Annotated in this window: 23 protein-coding genes; 6 read left to right on the top strand and 17 right to left on the bottom strand. The window is 34.4% G+C overall.

Features of this window, described 5'->3' with window-relative positions; all coding sequences use genetic code 11:
* The first annotated feature begins 60 nt into the window (after window positions 1-60).
* Entirely contained in the window at window positions 61-327 is a 267-nt protein-coding gene (gene rpsT / locus I7822_RS11300) for a 30S ribosomal protein S20 (RefSeq protein ID WP_207978125.1), read from the top strand.
* A gap of 114 nt (window positions 328-441) precedes the next feature.
* On the opposite strand, the gene holA is transcribed toward rpsT, so the two are convergent.
* The gene (holA, locus tag I7822_RS11295) at window positions 442-1,461 is read right to left on the bottom strand and encodes a DNA polymerase III subunit delta (RefSeq protein WP_207978124.1); all 1,020 of its coding nucleotides are present in this window, start codon (window positions 1,459-1,461) and stop codon (window positions 442-444) included.
* Window positions 1,462-1,800: 339 nt separating this feature from the next.
* Between holA and I7822_RS11290 the strand changes: the two genes are divergently transcribed.
* Entirely contained in the window at window positions 1,801-1,935 is a 135-nt protein-coding gene (locus I7822_RS11290; RefSeq protein ID WP_207978122.1) for a YqzM family protein, read from the top strand.
* A gap of 148 nt (window positions 1,936-2,083) precedes the next feature.
* On the opposite strand, the gene I7822_RS30230 is transcribed toward I7822_RS11290, so the two are convergent.
* From I7822_RS30230 to I7822_RS11270, 4 genes are all read right to left on the bottom strand, one after another.
* Window positions 2,084-3,544 carry a DNA internalization-related competence protein ComEC/Rec2 gene (locus tag I7822_RS30230; protein WP_279381955.1) on the bottom strand — a complete coding sequence of 487 codons (1,461 nt, stop codon included), beginning with the start codon at window positions 3,542-3,544 and terminating at the stop codon, window positions 2,084-2,086.
* The gene (locus I7822_RS30225; protein WP_207978117.1) at window positions 3,544-4,407 is read right to left on the bottom strand and encodes a ComEC/Rec2 family competence protein; all 864 of its coding nucleotides are present in this window, start codon (window positions 4,405-4,407) and stop codon (window positions 3,544-3,546) included. The genes I7822_RS30230 and I7822_RS30225 overlap by 1 nt, the downstream gene beginning before the upstream one ends.
* A 282-nt stretch (window positions 4,408-4,689) precedes the next feature.
* Window positions 4,690-5,250, bottom strand: a complete 561-nt coding sequence (locus I7822_RS11275; RefSeq protein ID WP_207978110.1) for a ComE operon protein 2 — start codon at window positions 5,248-5,250, stop codon at window positions 4,690-4,692.
* Window positions 5,251-5,409: 159 nt separating this feature from the next.
* On the bottom strand, window positions 5,410-6,045 hold the full coding sequence (locus I7822_RS11270) for a helix-hairpin-helix domain-containing protein (RefSeq protein WP_207978108.1): 636 nt from the start codon (window positions 6,043-6,045) through the stop codon (window positions 5,410-5,412).
* Between the two features lie 88 nt (window positions 6,046-6,133).
* On the opposite strand from I7822_RS11270, the gene comER reads away from it, so the two are divergent.
* Window positions 6,134-6,967: a late competence protein ComER gene (comER, locus tag I7822_RS11265; RefSeq protein WP_207978106.1), complete on the top strand. Its 834-nt coding sequence runs from the start codon at window positions 6,134-6,136 to the stop codon at window positions 6,965-6,967.
* 147 nt (window positions 6,968-7,114) lie between these two features.
* On the opposite strand, the gene I7822_RS11260 is transcribed toward comER, so the two are convergent.
* The 8 genes from I7822_RS11260 to I7822_RS11225 are packed head-to-tail and all read right to left on the bottom strand — an operon-like array spanning window position 7,115 to window position 12,148.
* Window positions 7,115-7,864 (bottom strand): class I SAM-dependent DNA methyltransferase, encoded by a 750-nt coding sequence (locus I7822_RS11260; protein WP_207978104.1) that lies wholly within the window; start codon window positions 7,862-7,864, stop codon window positions 7,115-7,117.
* Window positions 7,861-8,217, bottom strand: a complete 357-nt coding sequence (gene rsfS / locus I7822_RS11255; RefSeq protein WP_207978102.1) for a ribosome silencing factor — start codon at window positions 8,215-8,217, stop codon at window positions 7,861-7,863. The genes I7822_RS11260 and rsfS overlap by 4 nt, the downstream gene beginning before the upstream one ends.
* A 4-nt stretch (window positions 8,218-8,221) precedes the next feature.
* Entirely contained in the window at window positions 8,222-8,788 is a 567-nt protein-coding gene (gene yqeK, locus I7822_RS11250) for a bis(5'-nucleosyl)-tetraphosphatase (symmetrical) YqeK (RefSeq protein WP_207978095.1), read from the bottom strand.
* Window positions 8,778-9,350 carry a nicotinate-nucleotide adenylyltransferase gene (locus I7822_RS11245; RefSeq protein ID WP_207978093.1) on the bottom strand — a complete coding sequence of 191 codons (573 nt, stop codon included), beginning with the start codon at window positions 9,348-9,350 and terminating at the stop codon, window positions 8,778-8,780. Before I7822_RS11245 ends, yqeK begins: the two co-directional genes overlap by 11 nt.
* A 23-nt stretch (window positions 9,351-9,373) precedes the next feature.
* Window positions 9,374-9,667, bottom strand: a complete 294-nt coding sequence (gene yhbY / locus I7822_RS11240) for a ribosome assembly RNA-binding protein YhbY (RefSeq protein ID WP_066334591.1) — start codon at window positions 9,665-9,667, stop codon at window positions 9,374-9,376.
* Window positions 9,661-10,503 (bottom strand): shikimate dehydrogenase, encoded by an 843-nt coding sequence (aroE, locus tag I7822_RS11235; RefSeq protein WP_207978091.1) that lies wholly within the window; start codon window positions 10,501-10,503, stop codon window positions 9,661-9,663. Before aroE ends, yhbY begins: the two co-directional genes overlap by 7 nt.
* A gap of 18 nt (window positions 10,504-10,521) precedes the next feature.
* Window positions 10,522-11,628 (bottom strand): ribosome biogenesis GTPase YqeH, encoded by a 1,107-nt coding sequence (gene yqeH / locus I7822_RS11230; protein WP_207978089.1) that lies wholly within the window; start codon window positions 11,626-11,628, stop codon window positions 10,522-10,524.
* Window positions 11,629-11,632: 4 nt separating this feature from the next.
* Window positions 11,633-12,148, bottom strand: a complete 516-nt coding sequence (locus I7822_RS11225) for a YqeG family HAD IIIA-type phosphatase (RefSeq protein ID WP_372442147.1) — start codon at window positions 12,146-12,148, stop codon at window positions 11,633-11,635.
* A gap of 375 nt (window positions 12,149-12,523) precedes the next feature.
* Here I7822_RS11225 and I7822_RS11220 point away from each other — a divergent pair, with 375 nt between their 5' ends.
* The gene (locus I7822_RS11220; RefSeq protein ID WP_207978451.1) at window positions 12,524-12,664 is read left to right on the top strand and encodes a sporulation histidine kinase inhibitor Sda; all 141 of its coding nucleotides are present in this window, start codon (window positions 12,524-12,526) and stop codon (window positions 12,662-12,664) included.
* Window positions 12,665-12,890: 226 nt separating this feature from the next.
* On the opposite strand, the gene I7822_RS11215 is transcribed toward I7822_RS11220, so the two are convergent.
* The gene (locus tag I7822_RS11215; protein WP_207978085.1) at window positions 12,891-13,046 is read right to left on the bottom strand and encodes a hypothetical protein; all 156 of its coding nucleotides are present in this window, start codon (window positions 13,044-13,046) and stop codon (window positions 12,891-12,893) included.
* Between the two features lie 219 nt (window positions 13,047-13,265).
* Between I7822_RS11215 and sigK the strand changes: the two genes are divergently transcribed.
* Complete coding sequence (sigK, locus tag I7822_RS11210; RefSeq protein ID WP_066334573.1) at window positions 13,266-13,988, top strand: RNA polymerase sporulation sigma factor SigK; 723 nt, start codon at window positions 13,266-13,268, stop codon at window positions 13,986-13,988.
* A 170-nt stretch (window positions 13,989-14,158) separates the two neighbouring features.
* Here the strand turns inward: sigK and I7822_RS11205 are convergent, their stop codons facing one another.
* The 3 genes from I7822_RS11205 to mtnN all read right to left on the bottom strand — a co-directional run bounded on the left by I7822_RS11205 (window position 14,159) and on the right by mtnN (window position 16,097).
* Complete coding sequence (locus I7822_RS11205) at window positions 14,159-14,305, bottom strand: YrzI family small protein (RefSeq protein ID WP_207978083.1); 147 nt, start codon at window positions 14,303-14,305, stop codon at window positions 14,159-14,161.
* Between the two features lie 670 nt (window positions 14,306-14,975).
* Complete coding sequence (locus I7822_RS11200) at window positions 14,976-15,212, bottom strand: YrhC family protein (protein WP_207978081.1); 237 nt, start codon at window positions 15,210-15,212, stop codon at window positions 14,976-14,978.
* Between the two features lie 192 nt (window positions 15,213-15,404).
* On the bottom strand, window positions 15,405-16,097 hold the full coding sequence (gene mtnN / locus I7822_RS11195) for a 5'-methylthioadenosine/S-adenosylhomocysteine nucleosidase (protein ID WP_207978079.1): 693 nt from the start codon (window positions 16,095-16,097) through the stop codon (window positions 15,405-15,407).
* 279 nt (window positions 16,098-16,376) lie between these two features.
* Between mtnN and I7822_RS11190 the strand changes: the two genes are divergently transcribed.
* A complete protein-coding gene (locus I7822_RS11190; RefSeq protein WP_207978074.1) occupies window positions 16,377-16,580 on the top strand; it encodes a DUF2536 family protein in 204 nt (67 codons plus the stop codon).
* Window positions 16,581-16,982 lie beyond the last annotated feature (402 nt).

Raw genomic sequence — 16,982 nt, 5'->3', positions numbered from 1 at the left:
CATGTAAAGGAAATGGTCGAGTAAAATAGATCTCGATTTACTTCTTAGGAGGTGAAAGATATGCCAAATATTAAATCTGCTATCAAACGCGTAAAAACTAGCAATGAGCGTAATGCACATAATGCAACAATTAAATCTGCAATGCGTACTGCTATTAAAAAAGTAGATGCATTAGTTGTAAACAATGATGCTGAAAATGCTAAAGCTGCACTTGTTGAAGCAAACAAACGAATTGATAAAGCTGCACAAAGCGGTTTAGTTCATAAGAACGCTGCTGCACGATACAAATCTCGTTTAGCTAAAAGTGTTAACGGATTATCTGCATAATCATAAGAAAACTAAGGCCCAGCAAAGATAGCTAATGCCTTAGTTTTTTTACTTTTTTGCATAGATCTTGTACATAAAAAACGATCCCGCAAAGGATCGTTTTTTATGTACCCATTATTTCTGGAATAACTTTAGCAAAAACAATTCTAATAATAGTTGTTTCTCCTTTTTTCCAGTTTTCATTTCATAATCAACCTCTGCAAGATCCATTAAAATATGTGCTAACTCCTCTGCTTTAAATAATCTCGCTTGCTGCAAGGCTAATTTAACTCGAAAAGGATGTACCTTGACAGTTGTTGCAATTTGTTGTTGTCCGTAACCAGTATTTGCCAGCTCTTTCGCCTGTAATATCAATCTAAATTGATTCACCAACAGGGACAGAATTTTTATTGGTTCCTCATTATTTTTTAATAAATCATAAAAAATTTGTAAAGCTTCTTTACTTCTTCGATGGATGACATGATCTATTAAATCAAAAATATTTTGTTCCAACGACCTTGCAACAAGCAACCTAACAGTTTCAGGTGTAATCGATCCACCTTCACCTACATATGTACTAAGTTTTTTTAGTTCTTGGTGCATTATCATTAAATCTCCAGCAGTTAATAACATAAGCTCTTCCATCGCTTCTTTTGAAAAATAGATAGCTTCTTGTTCAGCAATGTCGGTAATCCACTTTATTGTCTCATCATCTGAAAGTGTCTTCATCTCAAGTAAAACAGATTGCTTCTTTATAAGCTTTGTTATTTTCTTCCGTTCATCAAGCTTTTCATATGGCGCAAGAAAAATAAGAATTGTATATGGTGCTGGAGAGTTCATATATTGCTCAAGTTTTTCAATTCGATGTTCAATTTTTTCCTTTTTCTTCTCACTTGTTAAAAAGACAGGATTTTCCAATATAATTACACGTTTTTCCCCCATAAAAGGAAGGGTTTCTGCATCCTCTATAGCTGTTTCAATCGATGTTTCTTCCATATCATAAACAGACAAATTAAAGTCTTTTTCCTCTTCCATTAGAGAAGCATTTACAATTAACTGTACTGTCTCTTGCATTAGAAATGCTTCTTTCCCAATTAATAAATAAGTAGAGTGTAATTTCTTTTTTTTAATATCGTTCCATACATTAAAAATCATTTTTTTGTTCTCCAATCGTCGATTCACTTCATTTAATCCTAAAATGAAAACAAAGGTTTGGCAAGTGGAAAACGATTAGATTAATTGATAAGGGAATTGAATATGTCACTCATTCAATTCCCTCTTATCTATGTGAACGTTCCGTTTTAGGGCCTAGGTAACCTAATTCGAAACGATACCGCAATTTAATTTCTAGTTTAGCCAATGTCAAGCGGATTATTTGTTGTCTTTTCTAGCAAAGATGGAAATATGATCCTGTATTGTTAAAGAACATATGATCATGATGTAGATTTTTTTATATGAATCGCTTATACTAAGTATGATATAGGAGGGGTAACAGTGAACGAATTTGAAAAGAGTGTTCAAAGCAAACGTAATGATGCCATAGATTCCGGAGTTGGTTTCGCTGCTTCATTTGGTTTTTTCGCGATAATTTTCATTATTGCGACTGTTATTAGCTTAATTGGCTCATAAGTTGTATTCTTACATAGAGACTGCTATATAGAGTAGTCTCTTTTTCGTGCCTACAATTTCAATAAATAGTAAGTAGATGCCAAGTATTCACCCTCATGAATGAGGTAAAGAACAACAATTGTTCATTCCCGAGGAGGATCAAGTCGTTTCAGCTTTGTTTATATACTTCATCGTATGGAGGATGGGTAGAAAAGGTTCCGCTATTTCCTTTAAAATGATATAAAATTGCTCCATGTAGATCTGTTCGAAACAAAGCAATATTTCGTGTTGATAACTTTTCAAGAACCTCGGAATGTGGATGCTGATAACGGTTATTATCCCCTGCTGATACGAGTGCAATTGAGGGCTTAATATGATCAAGTAGAAGATCTGAAGTGGATCCTTTACTTCCATGATGTCCCACTTTTAAAATATCAGCTTTTAATGTTGGGTACATTTCGATCATCTTTTCCTCACCTTCTATTTCTGCATCCTCAGTTAATAGCCATTTCAGACCACCTAGCTCTGCCCATAGAACTAATGAATCGTCATTCTTACTTTCAGTAAGAGTGCTCGGAGATACGACATAAAAAGAAAAATCTTGAAAAGTCACTCGATCCCCAGCCTTTACCGCTTTTATCTTCATCATTTTTTTCTTTGCTTCTTGAATGATTTTATCTTCTAACTCCCCTCTTACAAACCCCTCTGGAATAATCAATTCTTTTATTTTAACCTCTTTCATTAACGGTAAAGCCTCGCCTATATGATCCATATCACCATGTGTTAAAAACAGAGCATCAAGTTTAGTTATACCAATTGATTTTAAATACGGCACAGTTATTTTTTCAACAATCGAATAAGGGTTACTTGATTCTTCCCATGCTTTCTTCGGAAATGAAATCCTTCCTCCTGTATCAATTAAATAACTACCTTTATTAAAAGGGCGTTGAATAAAAATTGAATCCCCTTGGCCTACATCAATGATTAATACCTTTCCGTAAGGATTTAAATATGGAAGGGCAGCTTGAATGATTAATACAAAAATGATAAAAACTGCAGGACGAATTAGCAAATATATACTATGGTAACGCTCAAATTGAAAAAACAAATAAAACGTGGAGCAGATTAATCCTATCGTTAATAAGAGAGCAGGCTTACCTGTTATAAAGGTTGTATAAGGAATTGACGATGCAAATAAAACGATTTGATGAGTTAGCTGAAGCATTTCACTAAACAAATTTACAATAGGCAGTCCAATAGAGGGTGAAACTGCAACTACTAGTGTAGCTAAAATGGAAAAAGGTAAAATAACGAACGAATAAAGTGGCACAAATATCATATTCATCGGTAAACTAATAAGGGATATTTCGTAGAAATGAAAAAGTAATAATGGCATCGCACATAGTTGGGCAATAATCGAAACAACTGTTAATTTAGTAAACCAACTATAATAGTGTTCAACAATGCCAAATGAAAGAAGTAAACCAAAGCTTACTACGTAAGACAACTGAAACCCTACTTGAAACAAATAGTATGGATTTATAAAAAGGAGAACTAAAAATGTGAAGCTAATAACATCTAGTGAAGAGACATTTTTTTTGAAAATCTTTATTAATAGGTAAAGAACCATCATAAAGGATGCTCTAACGACAGATGAGTAGCACCTGTAAGAATCATATATATTGGTAACAATACAATCAAAATAATTCTTGCCCTTTCATGAGTGATTCCACAATAGATCAATATGTAATAAAAACCACTAGCCAATAATCCTATATGTGATCCAGAAATTGCAAGTAAATGAACAATTCCAAGCTCTTGATAAGCCATGTCTAGGTCCTTATCAATTAAATTTCTTTCACCAAAAATTAGTGCTTGCACAATTCCAACTGATGAATTTGGAAAATGCTTCTCAATAAAGGATAAACCATTTTTTCTAATTTCTAATAAAAAGAATAGCCAATCCTTTTTACCTCCTTTACATTGTTCAATCTCATCAATCTGATATTGCCAATGAATATGTTGATCATGTAGATACTGTTTATAATCAAAGGCATTTGGCATAGTTGGTGATTTGGGCATTTCTAATACCCCTGTAAAACGACAAACGGTCCCGGGGTTAATCTTATAAAGAGCTTGCTTCTCCTCTAAAGAATTAATTATATAGAAAATAGTAAGCTTTTCACCATGACTAGTTTCGATATAGCCTCTAAATTGATTTCCATCAATAATAGGAATTGATGAAAAAATTCCATTTACCGTATATAAACCTTGATTCAATGCAGATTTATTAAGATGTTCTGTAAACGAGTAGACAAAAATAAAGAGAAGGATTGTCGCTAGGGAAAGTAAAAAGAGAGATTGTTTCTTTTTGATAAAAAGGAAAATGAGGAAGATAATTGTGGTGAAAATTAGAAAGGGATGGAAGTGAAAACGACACATCATGATTGAAAAACAAGCAGAAATAACTAGGAATTGTAGCTTTCCTTTCAATAAATGAAACACCTGCCTTTATCCATATGTAAGGCTGATCAAATGATTACTTAATATAGAATTAGGCTATGTTAAAGCTCACTGTTTATTTTGACACTTTGTTGATTAGAGCGTAAGGTGTGAGACTCATGCGAGTATGCGAGTCCCAGGGAGACTCATGCAGGTGCAAAGCACCGCGGAGGCTTCCGGACTGTCCGCGGAAAGCGAACGCCTTCAGCGGAAATCAACAACCAAGTCAAACAGAGCCTAGAATTAAGAAAACGAGTCAGCCTTACTCAATTATTATGAAAACAGTAAATCAGCTTTTTTATAGAGTGCTTTTAGCACCTCTTCATCGATATCTGTTTTTGCAAGCTTGTCTAGTAAACTTGAAATAAATTCATGTTTTTCTTGATTTTTTTCAACGTCTAGTGATTTATCAAGTGACACGTGCTCAACCTTAACATTCGCTTGTTTAAAAAGTTCTACTGCATATGGATGATTTTTGTAGTCAACTGCATAATAAACCTTTTTTATCCCACCTTGAATAAGGGCCTTACAGCATTGTAGGCACGGAAAATGTGTAACATATATTTCTGCACCTTGAGTTGGTACACCAAATTTCGCGCATTGAAGCAAAGCATTCATTTCAGCGTGAATTGTTCGAACACAATGATTATCGATGACATAACAACCTTCATCAGAGCAATGAACACCACCAGCAATCGAACCATTATATCCGCCTGCGATAATTCGTTTATCACGAACAATTGTTGCCCCAACTGCTAATCTTGTACAAGTACTCCTTAAAGCTAATAAGTGACTTTGTGACATAAAATATTGATTCCAAGAAATACGACTCACTAAAACTCCCCCACTCGACAATTTTCTTCCTTAAGTGTATCGAGAATACTGAATAGTCGTCAATTTATTATTTTTGGATTTTAAAAGAAAAAACATTATCAAATATGCATAATCCTTGCTAATACTAGAAGATTTAAACCTACAATCACTAGAAAAATTTTATTTTATTGTGATTTCTTCTTTAATTTTTTCTAATGACTTCTCACCTATCCCGGACACTTCCAATAAACCTTCTGGGGACGTAAAAGGTCCATTTTCATCTCGGAACGTAATAATCGCCTCTGCCTTTGACGGCCCGATACCTGTTAGTGTTTGGAGTTCTTCACTTGTTGCTAAATTAATATTTATTTTGTCTTTAGCATCACTTCCCTCTTGTCCTGCAGGTATCGTAAATTGATTATCGGTTACTTCACCCTTTTTAGGAATATAAATAACCATGCCATCTTCCAAAGAAGCCGCTAAATTAATAGCCAACTCATCCGCATCTTTTTTTAATCCGCCTGCTAAATCAATTAGCTGGTGTACTCTTGCACCAGTTTCTAATTCATAAACACCTGGCTTGTTTATTGCACCTTTTATATCAATAACCACTATAGACTTTTCCTCCTCTTCGTTATTTTTTATCTCGGTAGCTGTTTCTTCCATTCCCACTAAAGTAAGGGGATCCTCTTCTTCATGGACACTAATAATCTCTGAAGAACCGGAATCCTTTACAAAATAATAATAAAATCCAATTAAAGCTAATAAAATGGATATAACCATTATCCATTTTTTGTATTTTTGAAAAATACTCATTCACTTCACTCCTTTTTAAATAATCATAAATAGCTAGTTTGTAACATATTGTGTATGAGTGATATGCATTCTAAGGAGGGGATATACTTTGAATGTAGGTTTTGTTGGAACAGGGAATATGGGAAGAATTTTAATAGAATCCTTTATCGAGTCGGGTGCAATTAGACCCTCATTCATTTATATGACAAATCGAACAAAAGCTAAGGCAGAAGCAATTCAAAATATTTACCTGGAAACAAATGTACTGGATTCGGCAGAAGAAGTGGTTAAACGCTCAGATTTAATATTTATTTGTGTAAAGCCATTAGATATACACCCCCTTTTAAAAAAACTTAACCATCTTTTAACACCAAATAAATGTTTACTATCGATTACTAGCCCAATAAGTGTAGAACAGCTTGAATCACTTGTAGGTTGCCAAGTTGCACGAGCAATTCCAAGTATTACAAATCGTGCATTTTCCGGAGTGTCGTTAATTACTTATGGTAATTCATGTCATAAAGATACGAAAAGAACTCTCGAGGAACTGTTTGAACAAATTTCAAACCCTGTTCAAATTGAGGATGATATTACGAGGGTTTCATCAGATATTGTAAGTTGTGGACCGGCTTTTTTTAGCTATTTGCTTCAGAAATTTGTAGACGGTGCTGTTGCAGAAACAAACATCACTAAAGACCAGGCTGTTCTTTTAGTTAGCGAAATGATCATTGGCATGGGTAAATTACTCGAAACAGAAATTTACACACTCCCAACACTCCAGGATAAGGTTTGCGTGAAAGGGGGCATAACAGGAAAGGGAATTAAGGTGCTTGAAGAAGAAGTTGGCGATATGTTTGCAAAGGTATTTCAAGTAACACATGAAAAGTATTATGAAGATATTGAAGAAGTTTCTGTGCAATTTAATAAAATTCCTCATAAATAATTCAATAGAGCTTACTCATTTTCCTGCTAATAGACCTAAAAATATTGTCAAATTTTATACTCCTTTTTCTAATTACAGACGGTTTATCCGTCTGTTTTTCTATCTAAACTTAAAAGGTGAATCCCTAAGGGGATCCACCTTTTAAGCTTATTCTTTTTTCCTAGCAATGAAAAACAACCGTTCAGATGTCGAGGTTGGTGATTCTTCAAAGCGAAAATCACCGCATACTTTTATAACTTCAAAAGAAGCTGCTTCGAGCAATGATGTATATTCTTCAATCGTGTATGTTCTTTGATAATGAAGCTCATCGTAGCGCTCATATAGTTCATCACGCTTTACAAAAAAGGACATGTCATGCTCCACACTGTTCGATTCTTCAGCAGCATAGGAATTCCAAATAAGGCTGACATCTTCATCTTGGTCAGTAAAGGTCGCACCCACAAAAATATTGTGTATTTTATGAAGGGAATGAACATCAAAAATAAATAATCCTCGAGTCTTTAGCTGATTATAAACTGCATGAAATGTAGCTTGCACGTCATCATTCGTCTCTAAATAATTTAACGAATCACAACATATTGTTACCACATCAAACTGTTCTGCAAAACCATCGAGCTCTCTCATATCTTGCCGAAGAAATAAAACATCCACTTTACTCTCGTCTACCTTTGATTGAGCAACAGTCAGCATATCCTCACTTATATCCACACCTGTAACATCAAGCTGTTGTTTTGCCAAACGGATGGCAATTTCTCCAGTTCCACAGCCAACATCTAAAATCTTTTTGGCCTGGGGACTATGTGTTGAAATGGACTCATTAATGAACGTTACCCATTTATCATACGGTGCATCTTTCATAAGCTTATCATAAATATAGGCAAAGCCTTGGTAGATCATTGATTTAACTCACTTGTTAAATCCTCAATAGGAGCATCTCCCCATAAACGTTCTAGATTATAATAGCTCCGTTCATCTTTATGAAACACATGTGCAACGACATCACCAAGGTCAATTAACACCCAACGAGCTTCGTCAAAACCTTCTAAACGTTTTACATGGATGTCCATTTCTGCAGCTTGTTCTTTTATTTCTCTTGCAATTGCTTGAACCTGCTTGTCTGAATTACCATGACAGATAAGAAAAAAATCTGCAATTAAGGAAATCCCGTTCATATTAAGTGCAATGACATCCTCTGCACGCTTGCTATCTGCTGCTTTTGCTACTGTTGTTAAAATATCTCTTCTATCCATTAATTTATCTTCCTCCTGTTAATACTAAAGAATTGTATGTTTGAAATGTATCAGGATAAACTGCATGATTTTTTTTCAATAAAAACATCATCGTATTTTGTAATGATTTTATTAGTGCTAGGTCAAGATCTGATTGTGCAAGCTCCCTAACCTCTTCAACACCAGGAAAATGTCTACCCGGCTCTATATAGTCTGCCACATAAATAATTTTTTCAAGTAGCGTCATATTTGGTCGCCCAGAAGTATGATACTTAATCGCACTTAAAACATCTTGATCAGTAATCCCAACTTCTTTTTCAACTAAGTAGGCTCCAACTGGTGCATGCCAAAGTTCACTATTATGTTCTAACAATTGCTTTGACATTTGTTGTTCTTCAATGATTTGCTTCATTTCTGCTTTCGGGCGAAACTTTGCATAGTCATGAAAAATCGCAGCTATCTCAGCTTTTTTTGGATCTTCCCCATAATGTCGCGCCAATTGGATCGCGGTTTCCATAACACCAATTGTATGAACATAACGATGTTCTGTGATTTGCTCCGCCACAATCTTTAATGCTGCTTCACGTTCCATATAAGCGATTCTCCTCTATATATCTTTTCACATCTTCAGGTAGAAGATAAGCAGTATTTTTATTTACTTTTAACCGTTTTCTCAGCATTGTAGAAGAAACGTCAAATTGTGGGATTTCAATCTCGGTGATTGGATATTTCGTACTGGTTTCATATCCAGGTCGTTTCACTCCGACAAACGTAACTAATTTTACGACTTCGTCAACCTTATACCATTTTGGTAAATACTCAATCATATCTGCTCCTATTATAAAGTAAAAGGAATAAGTAGGAAATTGTTCGCGTAAAAGACAAAGAGTGTCATATGTAAAGGAAGGACCTTTTCGTTCTAATTCGATCGTTTCAATTTTAAAGTGTTCTTGTTCACTAGTAGCAAGCTTTAACATATTAAGACGATGCTTACTATCAGTAAAGTCTTCTTTCTGCTTATGAGGAGGAATTTGATTAGGCATAAACCATATTTCAGATAATTGCAATGCTTGTAAAACCTCACTAGCAATTAATAAATGGCCATAATGAGGCGGATCAAATGTCCCCCCCAAAATCCCTATTTTTTTTGACATTCTTATCCCTCCTCAGGAATCAATTAATTAGGTAAACGAAGCTGCTTATTTTCTTTAGACTCTTTATATAAAACGATTGTGTTGCCAATGATCTGTACAAGTTCTGCACCGGTTCCTTTAACTAAAGTTTCAGCAACTGTATCTTTGTTATCTTCACAATTTTGCAATATAGATATTTTAAAAAGCTCACGAGCTTCTAACGCTTCTGAGATTTGCTTAATCATATTTTCATTTACCCCACCCTTGCCAACTTGAAAAATTGGATTCAAGTGATGTGCTTCTGATCGTAAAAAACGTTTTTGTTTTCCAGTTAACATGTTGTACCTCCTAGTTTGTCATATACAATTTCTGTCATTTTTTCTATAGATGGTTCTACACCTGTCCATAATTTGAAGGCAAGTGCAGCCTGATGGACAAACATACCAACACCGTTATGTATCGTTAAACCTCGTTCTTCTGCTTCCTGTAATAACGCAGTTTTTATTGGATTATAAACAATATCACTTACGACTACTGACTGTTTCGCATGGTTTAAAGACAGTGGTTTCTGATCAATATTCGGGTGCAAACCTACTGCTGTCGTTTGAATAATAATGTCATAGTTTTCCAGCTGCTGTTCTGCATCTTCTAATGTTAAGGCTTTACTTGTATTTTCATAAGGACATTCCATTATAAGCTCTTCTGCTTTTGAAACTGTTCGATTACATAGGTCTATATCCCGGCAGCCTTGATGTGCAAGCGTAAAATAAATACCTCTAGAGGCGCCACCTGCACCGATAATCAATATTTTTTGCTCAAGTATTGGTTTTATTAGAACCTGTGTTAATGAGTCGACATAGCCATTACCATCTGTATTATGTCCGACTAATCGTCCATTTACATTAACAACTGTATTTACTGCGCCTGCAATTTTAGCTGTTACATCAAGCTCATCCAAATAAGGAATAATAGATATTTTATGAGGGATTGTAACATTAAAACCTTTTACCCCTAATACCTTAAGCGCCTGGACTGATTCACCAAGTTGATCAGGCTCCACATGAAAAGCATGATAATAACCATCTATTTTCTTTTCTTTAAAAGCATCGTTATGGATGTCAGGTGACATAGAATGATTAATTGGACATCCAATTACGCCATATAAGTTCCCCATAATATGACCTCTCCCCGTTTAAATTAACGATTTTCTTAGTGTTACATTTACTCCTTGAGGGGCAAAAGCAACTATCTTTTTGCCAGGATTATTAATTGTTACCCAACCTAAACCAGAAAAAACAACATCTGTTTTTCCTTCTTTGATCGTAAATTCATGAGGTATTAATTTAGGGAATGTATCCATATCATCTTTTCTTGGCGGGGTTAACATTTCTCCCGCATGCTTTTCATACAATGAATCGGCATTTTCTCTCTTAGTACGATGAATCGTCAATTCATTAGGGATATAACAAACAAGTGACTCTCTTCCACCTGTTACATAATCGAGCCTGGCAAGTCCACCAAAGTATAATGTTTGGTTTTCATTTAATTGGAATACCTTTGGCTTTAGTTCCTTTTTAGGACTTAATAGCTTCAAGTCTTGCTTATCAACAAAATGCGCCATTTGGTGATGATTAATAATTCCAGGCGTATCATAAAGTGATGCACCATTTTCAAGTGGAATTTCAATTAAATCCAATGTTGTACCAGGATAATGCGATGTTGTGATCACATCATTTACACCGGCTACTTCTTTGATCATTCGGTTAATGAATGTAGACTTTCCAACATTTGTACATCCGACTACATACACGTCTTGTCCATTTCGATACATATCGATTAGCTCTGCAGCTTCTCTTATACCATGTCCCCTCGCAGAACTAACTAAGCAGACATCAATTGGTTTTAAGCCTAATTCCTTAGCCTCTCTTTTCATCCAATTAATTAGTTTTTGATGTTTGACTGATTTTGGTAAGATATCACTTTTGTTTCCGATTAAAAGAATTGGATTACCTCCGACAAAACGTTGAATTCCTTGGAGCCAACTTCCGTTAAAATCAAAGATATCAACAATTTTTACAATTAATCCATTTGTTTCACCAATGCCATGTAAAATCTTTAAAAAGTCATCATCTGTTAATGAGACATCTTGTATTTCATTATAATTTTTCAACCGAAAGCAGCGTTGGCAAATAATATCATCTTTTTCTAACGCACTTTCAGGAGCAAAACCAAGTTTTTTCGGGTCTTCTGTTTGTATGGAAACACCGCACCCTATACATGAAAATTGCTGTTCTGACACGATTTTACTCCTCCCACTGAAGCATTCCTTTTCGTTTTAAGCTTTCCATAATTCTTCGCTCGATTTTTCTGTTAATTCTAGTGAAGAAACCATCTGTAGAAGCGACAGGAACAACTAATATCGTTTGAAAGCCGGTACGATTACCACCTAACACATCTGTTAAAAGCTGATCACCAATGACAACAACTTCAGCTTTTTTTAAGTTCATCTTTTTAGCTGCTCTTAAAAAAGCTTGACCCATTGGCTTTCTAGCCTTATGAATAAATTTGATATTAAGAGGCTCTGAAAATGCTTTTACCCGTTTTTCATTATTATTAGAAACAATGGTAATATCCATTCCTTGCTCTTTAACCTCTTTAAACCACTCTAATAATTGTGGTGTTGCATTCGGTCGATCCCATTCGACAAGTGTATTATCTAAATCTGTAATGATTCCTTTAATACCACTCTCTTTTAATTTTTGCGGTGAAATATGAAAAATACTCTTGACATATTCACTAGGTAAAAATAGTCGTAACATGAGTTTAAGCACCTCATTATTCATTTTTTTGCCATCTTACATCATAACCAATTTAGCACGTACTTTCAAAAGAAACTTATACTATATGCATAAAAGCTTGAATAATTATAAAAACTTTTCGACAAATTCCGAGTTCCTTCAACAGTTGTGGATAATATTATGCACATTATCCCCTCTGAAATACCTCACTTTTTACACCTTATAAACAATATACCCACAGTTTATCCACTAATATCTGTGGATAAGAGAACGGTTGTTCTATCAATTTATTCATGTTAGATTTAAATCAATAACAAAATATAACATATTAGGAAATCCCAATAAGGGATGAAATAAATGTTAGGAGGTGTAGAGCCAATTTGTTGGCCATCATACATGCGTAAACTTTCTGACGAATTGTTAATTGAATCTTATTTCAAAGCAACTGAAATGAAACTACATGATGATTTTATAGAGCTAATTAAAATTGAAATAAAGCGCCGTTCATTAGGACATGTACTTAAGGCTTCTTCTTAAAATTACTCGCCGTTTAACGGCTCTTTTTTTTGTTTTTTATCTAATCAAACTTTTATCCCTTAAGATTACAGTTTTAGTATTTCCTTTAAGACAAGTATGTATCATATAATTAGTGAATGTTATTATAACATTTGTTTACATACACCACTATATTATTTTATGAATTAACTCTGTTCATAAAGCTTGAATGGTCCTAGGCATTTTGCCTAAGGACCATTCAGGACTATTAACGAATATGATTATAATAATAATATCCCCCACCAATAACGAGCAATAAGATTAACAAAACAACGATAAATGCATACCAGTAGCTATAACCTAAGCCTCCATAGGTTGGATAATACGGATATGGACCTGGACTATAAGGTGAATAACTATACATGACTGATTCCTCCCTCATTTATTTGCTTACCATATAAATATGAACATTCCCCCATAAACGTTTAGGCTCTTGTCATATCGATGTCCAAAATCTATAAATCTTTAAAATAGTCCCTTAGAATTTTATCTTCTTTCATTGTACATGCACGAACTACCTTCCTCACACATAAACATGACTTATAGGCATTAGCCTACATAAAGATTTAGTGGAGGTGGAGGTATGTCAGGGCTCATTACAGCACTAGGGTTTTTCGTAAAAGAATTAGTGTTCTTAGTATCCTATGTAAAAAATAATGCCTTCCCACAGCCTTTGTCTGCGACTGACGAGCAGAAATATTTGCGACTTATGTCAGAGGGTGATGAGTATGCGAGAAATCTTTTGATCGAACATAACTTGCGACTCGTTGCTCACATCGTAAAAAAATTTGAAAACACTGGGGAAGACTCCGAAGATCTTATTTCAATTGGTACAATTGGATTGATAAAAGCAATTGAAAGCTATTCACAGGGAAAGGGTACAAAACTTGCAACATATGCCGCTCGTTGTATAGAAAATGAAATCCTCATGCATTTAAGAGCTTTAAAGAAAACAAAGAAAGATGTTTCCTTACATGATCCAATTGGCCAGGATAAAGAAGGAAATGAAATTAGCTTAATTGATGTACTGAAATCAGAGAATGAAGATGTTATTGATACTATCCAGTTAAATATGGAGTTAGAAAAAGTAAAGGAATATATTGATATTTTAGATGGAAGAGAAAAAGAGGTAATTGTCGGCCGGTTTGGATTAGATTTAAAAAAGGAAAAAACTCAGCGAGAAATTGCAAAAGAACTTGGTATTTCAAGAAGCTATGTTTCCAGAATCGAAAAGCGAGCGCTTATGAAGATGTTTCATGAATTTTACCGTGCTGAAAAGGAAAAAAGAAATCGTAAAAAGGAATAAGTGATTAAAAAGAGAAGAGTTGCACTCTTCTCTTTTTATATGCTTTTTCTTGCTAAAACTGTTAACTAACCCTTCAAAATAAGCTAGGCAGAATCCTTCTCTACAATTAAATGTACTAAAAGTTCAATTCTCAACATAGTCATCGCCTCCAATTATTTTTTTCATCCTGCTTACATGTTATGAAATTCAATAAATACTTTTTCTTTAGATTGTTCCATTCTTTTTTGAACTTCTAAATTTCTTTCAAATTCTTCTTTAGAATTTTTTCGTTTTGACACTGAAAGAGTCAATGTAATAAAAAATAGGTTGATCGTCATGTGTATCACCTCCTTACAAGCATTTCGCACCTCACTTGATGTCTAAAACTTAGGTTGCCAAAACTGTAGAGGATGTGTACGCCTATTTACGGAGTACATATTTATACTTGAAAATGTAACAAGAAATTTAAGTATAAAAAAACGCCACAGGGCAACCTATGGCGTTTTGATATTGCATATAAAACGCCACAAGCTGATCTAATCAACCTGTGGCGTGATTTCACTTAACTAATTACTTTCTCAAGTAAATAAAAAGGTGGATACACCAAAATGGTCGAATAGATGTTTAGTTTTTATGTTTCGTGTAGTTGGTTGTGTTGTAATTGACATGATCATCTTCTTCGACCTCCTTAGTTTTAATTTCCTTATTATTGGTAATTATATCCACAATTTCCAAATCTGTAAATAGTTTTTGTTGGTTTTGTTAATGTTTTTATTTTCTGAAAATTAAGAACAAAAGCGCAAGCCCCTTGAACAGCCTCGGGCAAATAAGCCGCTTAAGAATAGAAGGTGTTCTTTACCTTCAATTCTTTAGCGGCTGTAGACCCAAGAGGGGCTAGGCGCTGAAGCTGGATGCCAAGCGCTTATCCACAGTACAAAAATTTTATAACTTCCTAGACATAAAAAAAACGCCCCAATTAACTTGGAGCGTTCATAACAAAACCATATTCTATTTATGCTCTTCAGTTTGATCTAATTGTTTTTTAAACTTCAAGGATGTTTTGAAACAAACAAAAGCACTGATTAAACATAAGATTGTCGTGATCATAAGAACGTTATCGTAAATTTCTGCTTTACCTTGATCAGGTAATGTAACTCCTATATATAAAAACACACTTACAGCTAATAGAATAAAAGCATATTGCTTAAAATCAACGATAAGTGCTTGTAGTTTCTTTTTATTCATATCATACCCCACCTACTTGATGTGTTATATATTCACCTTAACATAGTCTACAAGACTATTAACCATGTAAATTTCACCAAGTGGGCGGCTATTGGGTTGTAAAATATTTCATCCTTGACATAAGTTTAAATTAAGCAGTCTGACCCCTTATAGCGAGTCAGACCTAATAAGCTTCCAAACTAACTCTCTTCCTTATATCGCTTCAATCATTTTCAACACTAAATCTGCTGAATGCTTAGCAGCCTGTTCTAAAAACTGATCAAATGATACATTTGATTCTTTACCAGCAATATCTGATAATGCCCTAATTACAACAAACGAAACATTAAATTGATGACATACTTGAGCGATAGCAGCTGCCTCCATTTCCCCTGCGTAAAGATCTTTAAATTTACTGCGGATGAATTCAACTTTAACAGGATCATTTAAGAAAGAGTCTCCTGTCACAATTAAACCTTTTGCTACTTGGATATCACTAATTTCTTCCGCCTTTTTCACTGCCACATCAACAAGCATTTCGTTAGGTATGTATGCTGCTGGCAATCCAGGAACTTGTCCGTATTCATAGCCAAAAGCTGTAACATCAACATCGTTATGTCTGACTTCAGTCGAAATGACAACATCACCTACGTTTAAAGATGGATGGAATCCACCTGCAGACCCTGTGTTGATAACATAATCAGGTTTGTAGCGATCTAAAAGCAATGTTGTACTCATAGCTGCATTTACTTTACCAATGCCAGATTTTAATAAAATAACCTCAACACCTTTATAGATCCCCTTTGTAAATTCACTGCCAGCAATAATGTCTTGCTCTTGATTTTCTAACTTGTCTCTAAGTATTGTTACTTCTTCTTCCATTGCTCCAATTATTGCAATCTTCATTATGTCAATTCCTTTCCATTATGTATCAACATTTCGACTAATCAGTCATCCATTTATATATTTGCTCAGTACATTATTTTACTAATAAATTTGTAGTAAGCCTCCAAATAGAAGTGTACATATTTCATGCACCTAAATCAAGGTTCGTCTAATCTTTGGTGAAAAAAGATTATTCTATCATTTTTAGAAAATATATCATTAAATGCTTTTCAATCCTGTTCATCCACTTCAACATTTGTTAAAATTTATTCATAATCTGTGTACGATTGAGGTGGAATAATGAATTTTCAACTTGATATTATTAAAGATAAAATTGAAATATTTGAAGCTACTACAATCAATGAGCTTGAAAAAAAGATTAATGAGCAAATTGTTCATAACCAAGCAATCTTATTGGCTGTTCATTCTGTCTCCCATCAGATGTATGTTTCTGAAGAAGGCAAAAGATTTTACAGTGCTGTTGTTCATTTTAAAGCTACATAAACAAGAACAAAAACGTTAGCTTCTTGGGATAGCTTATGCTTTTTAGAACTATATCTGATTGGCGAGCTTATACACGAATTAAAGAACAAAAGCGCAAGCGCCTTGAACAGCCTCGGGCAAATAAGACGCTTAAGAATAGAAGGTGTTCTTTACCTTCAATTCTTAAGTGGCTGTAGACCCAAGAGGGGCTAGGCGCTGGAGCTGGATGCCAAGCGCTTAGCCACAGTACAAGAATTTTATAATTTCCTAGACAACAAAAAAAAGCATTGGCATTGTGAACTGACCCATCTAAATGAGACTTAGAAAAAACACCTAAGCTACTTGTTCTCCAAACTCTATTGGAGACTGGTAGTTTAATTTTGCCTGAATTCGTATTTGATTATAATAATACATGTATTGATT

This window comes from Metabacillus bambusae (genome assembly GCF_017497975.1).
In the GTDB taxonomy this organism is placed as follows: domain Bacteria; phylum Bacillota; class Bacilli; order Bacillales; family Bacillaceae; genus Metabacillus; species Metabacillus bambusae.
This window is presented reverse-complemented; position numbering and strand designations above follow the sequence as displayed.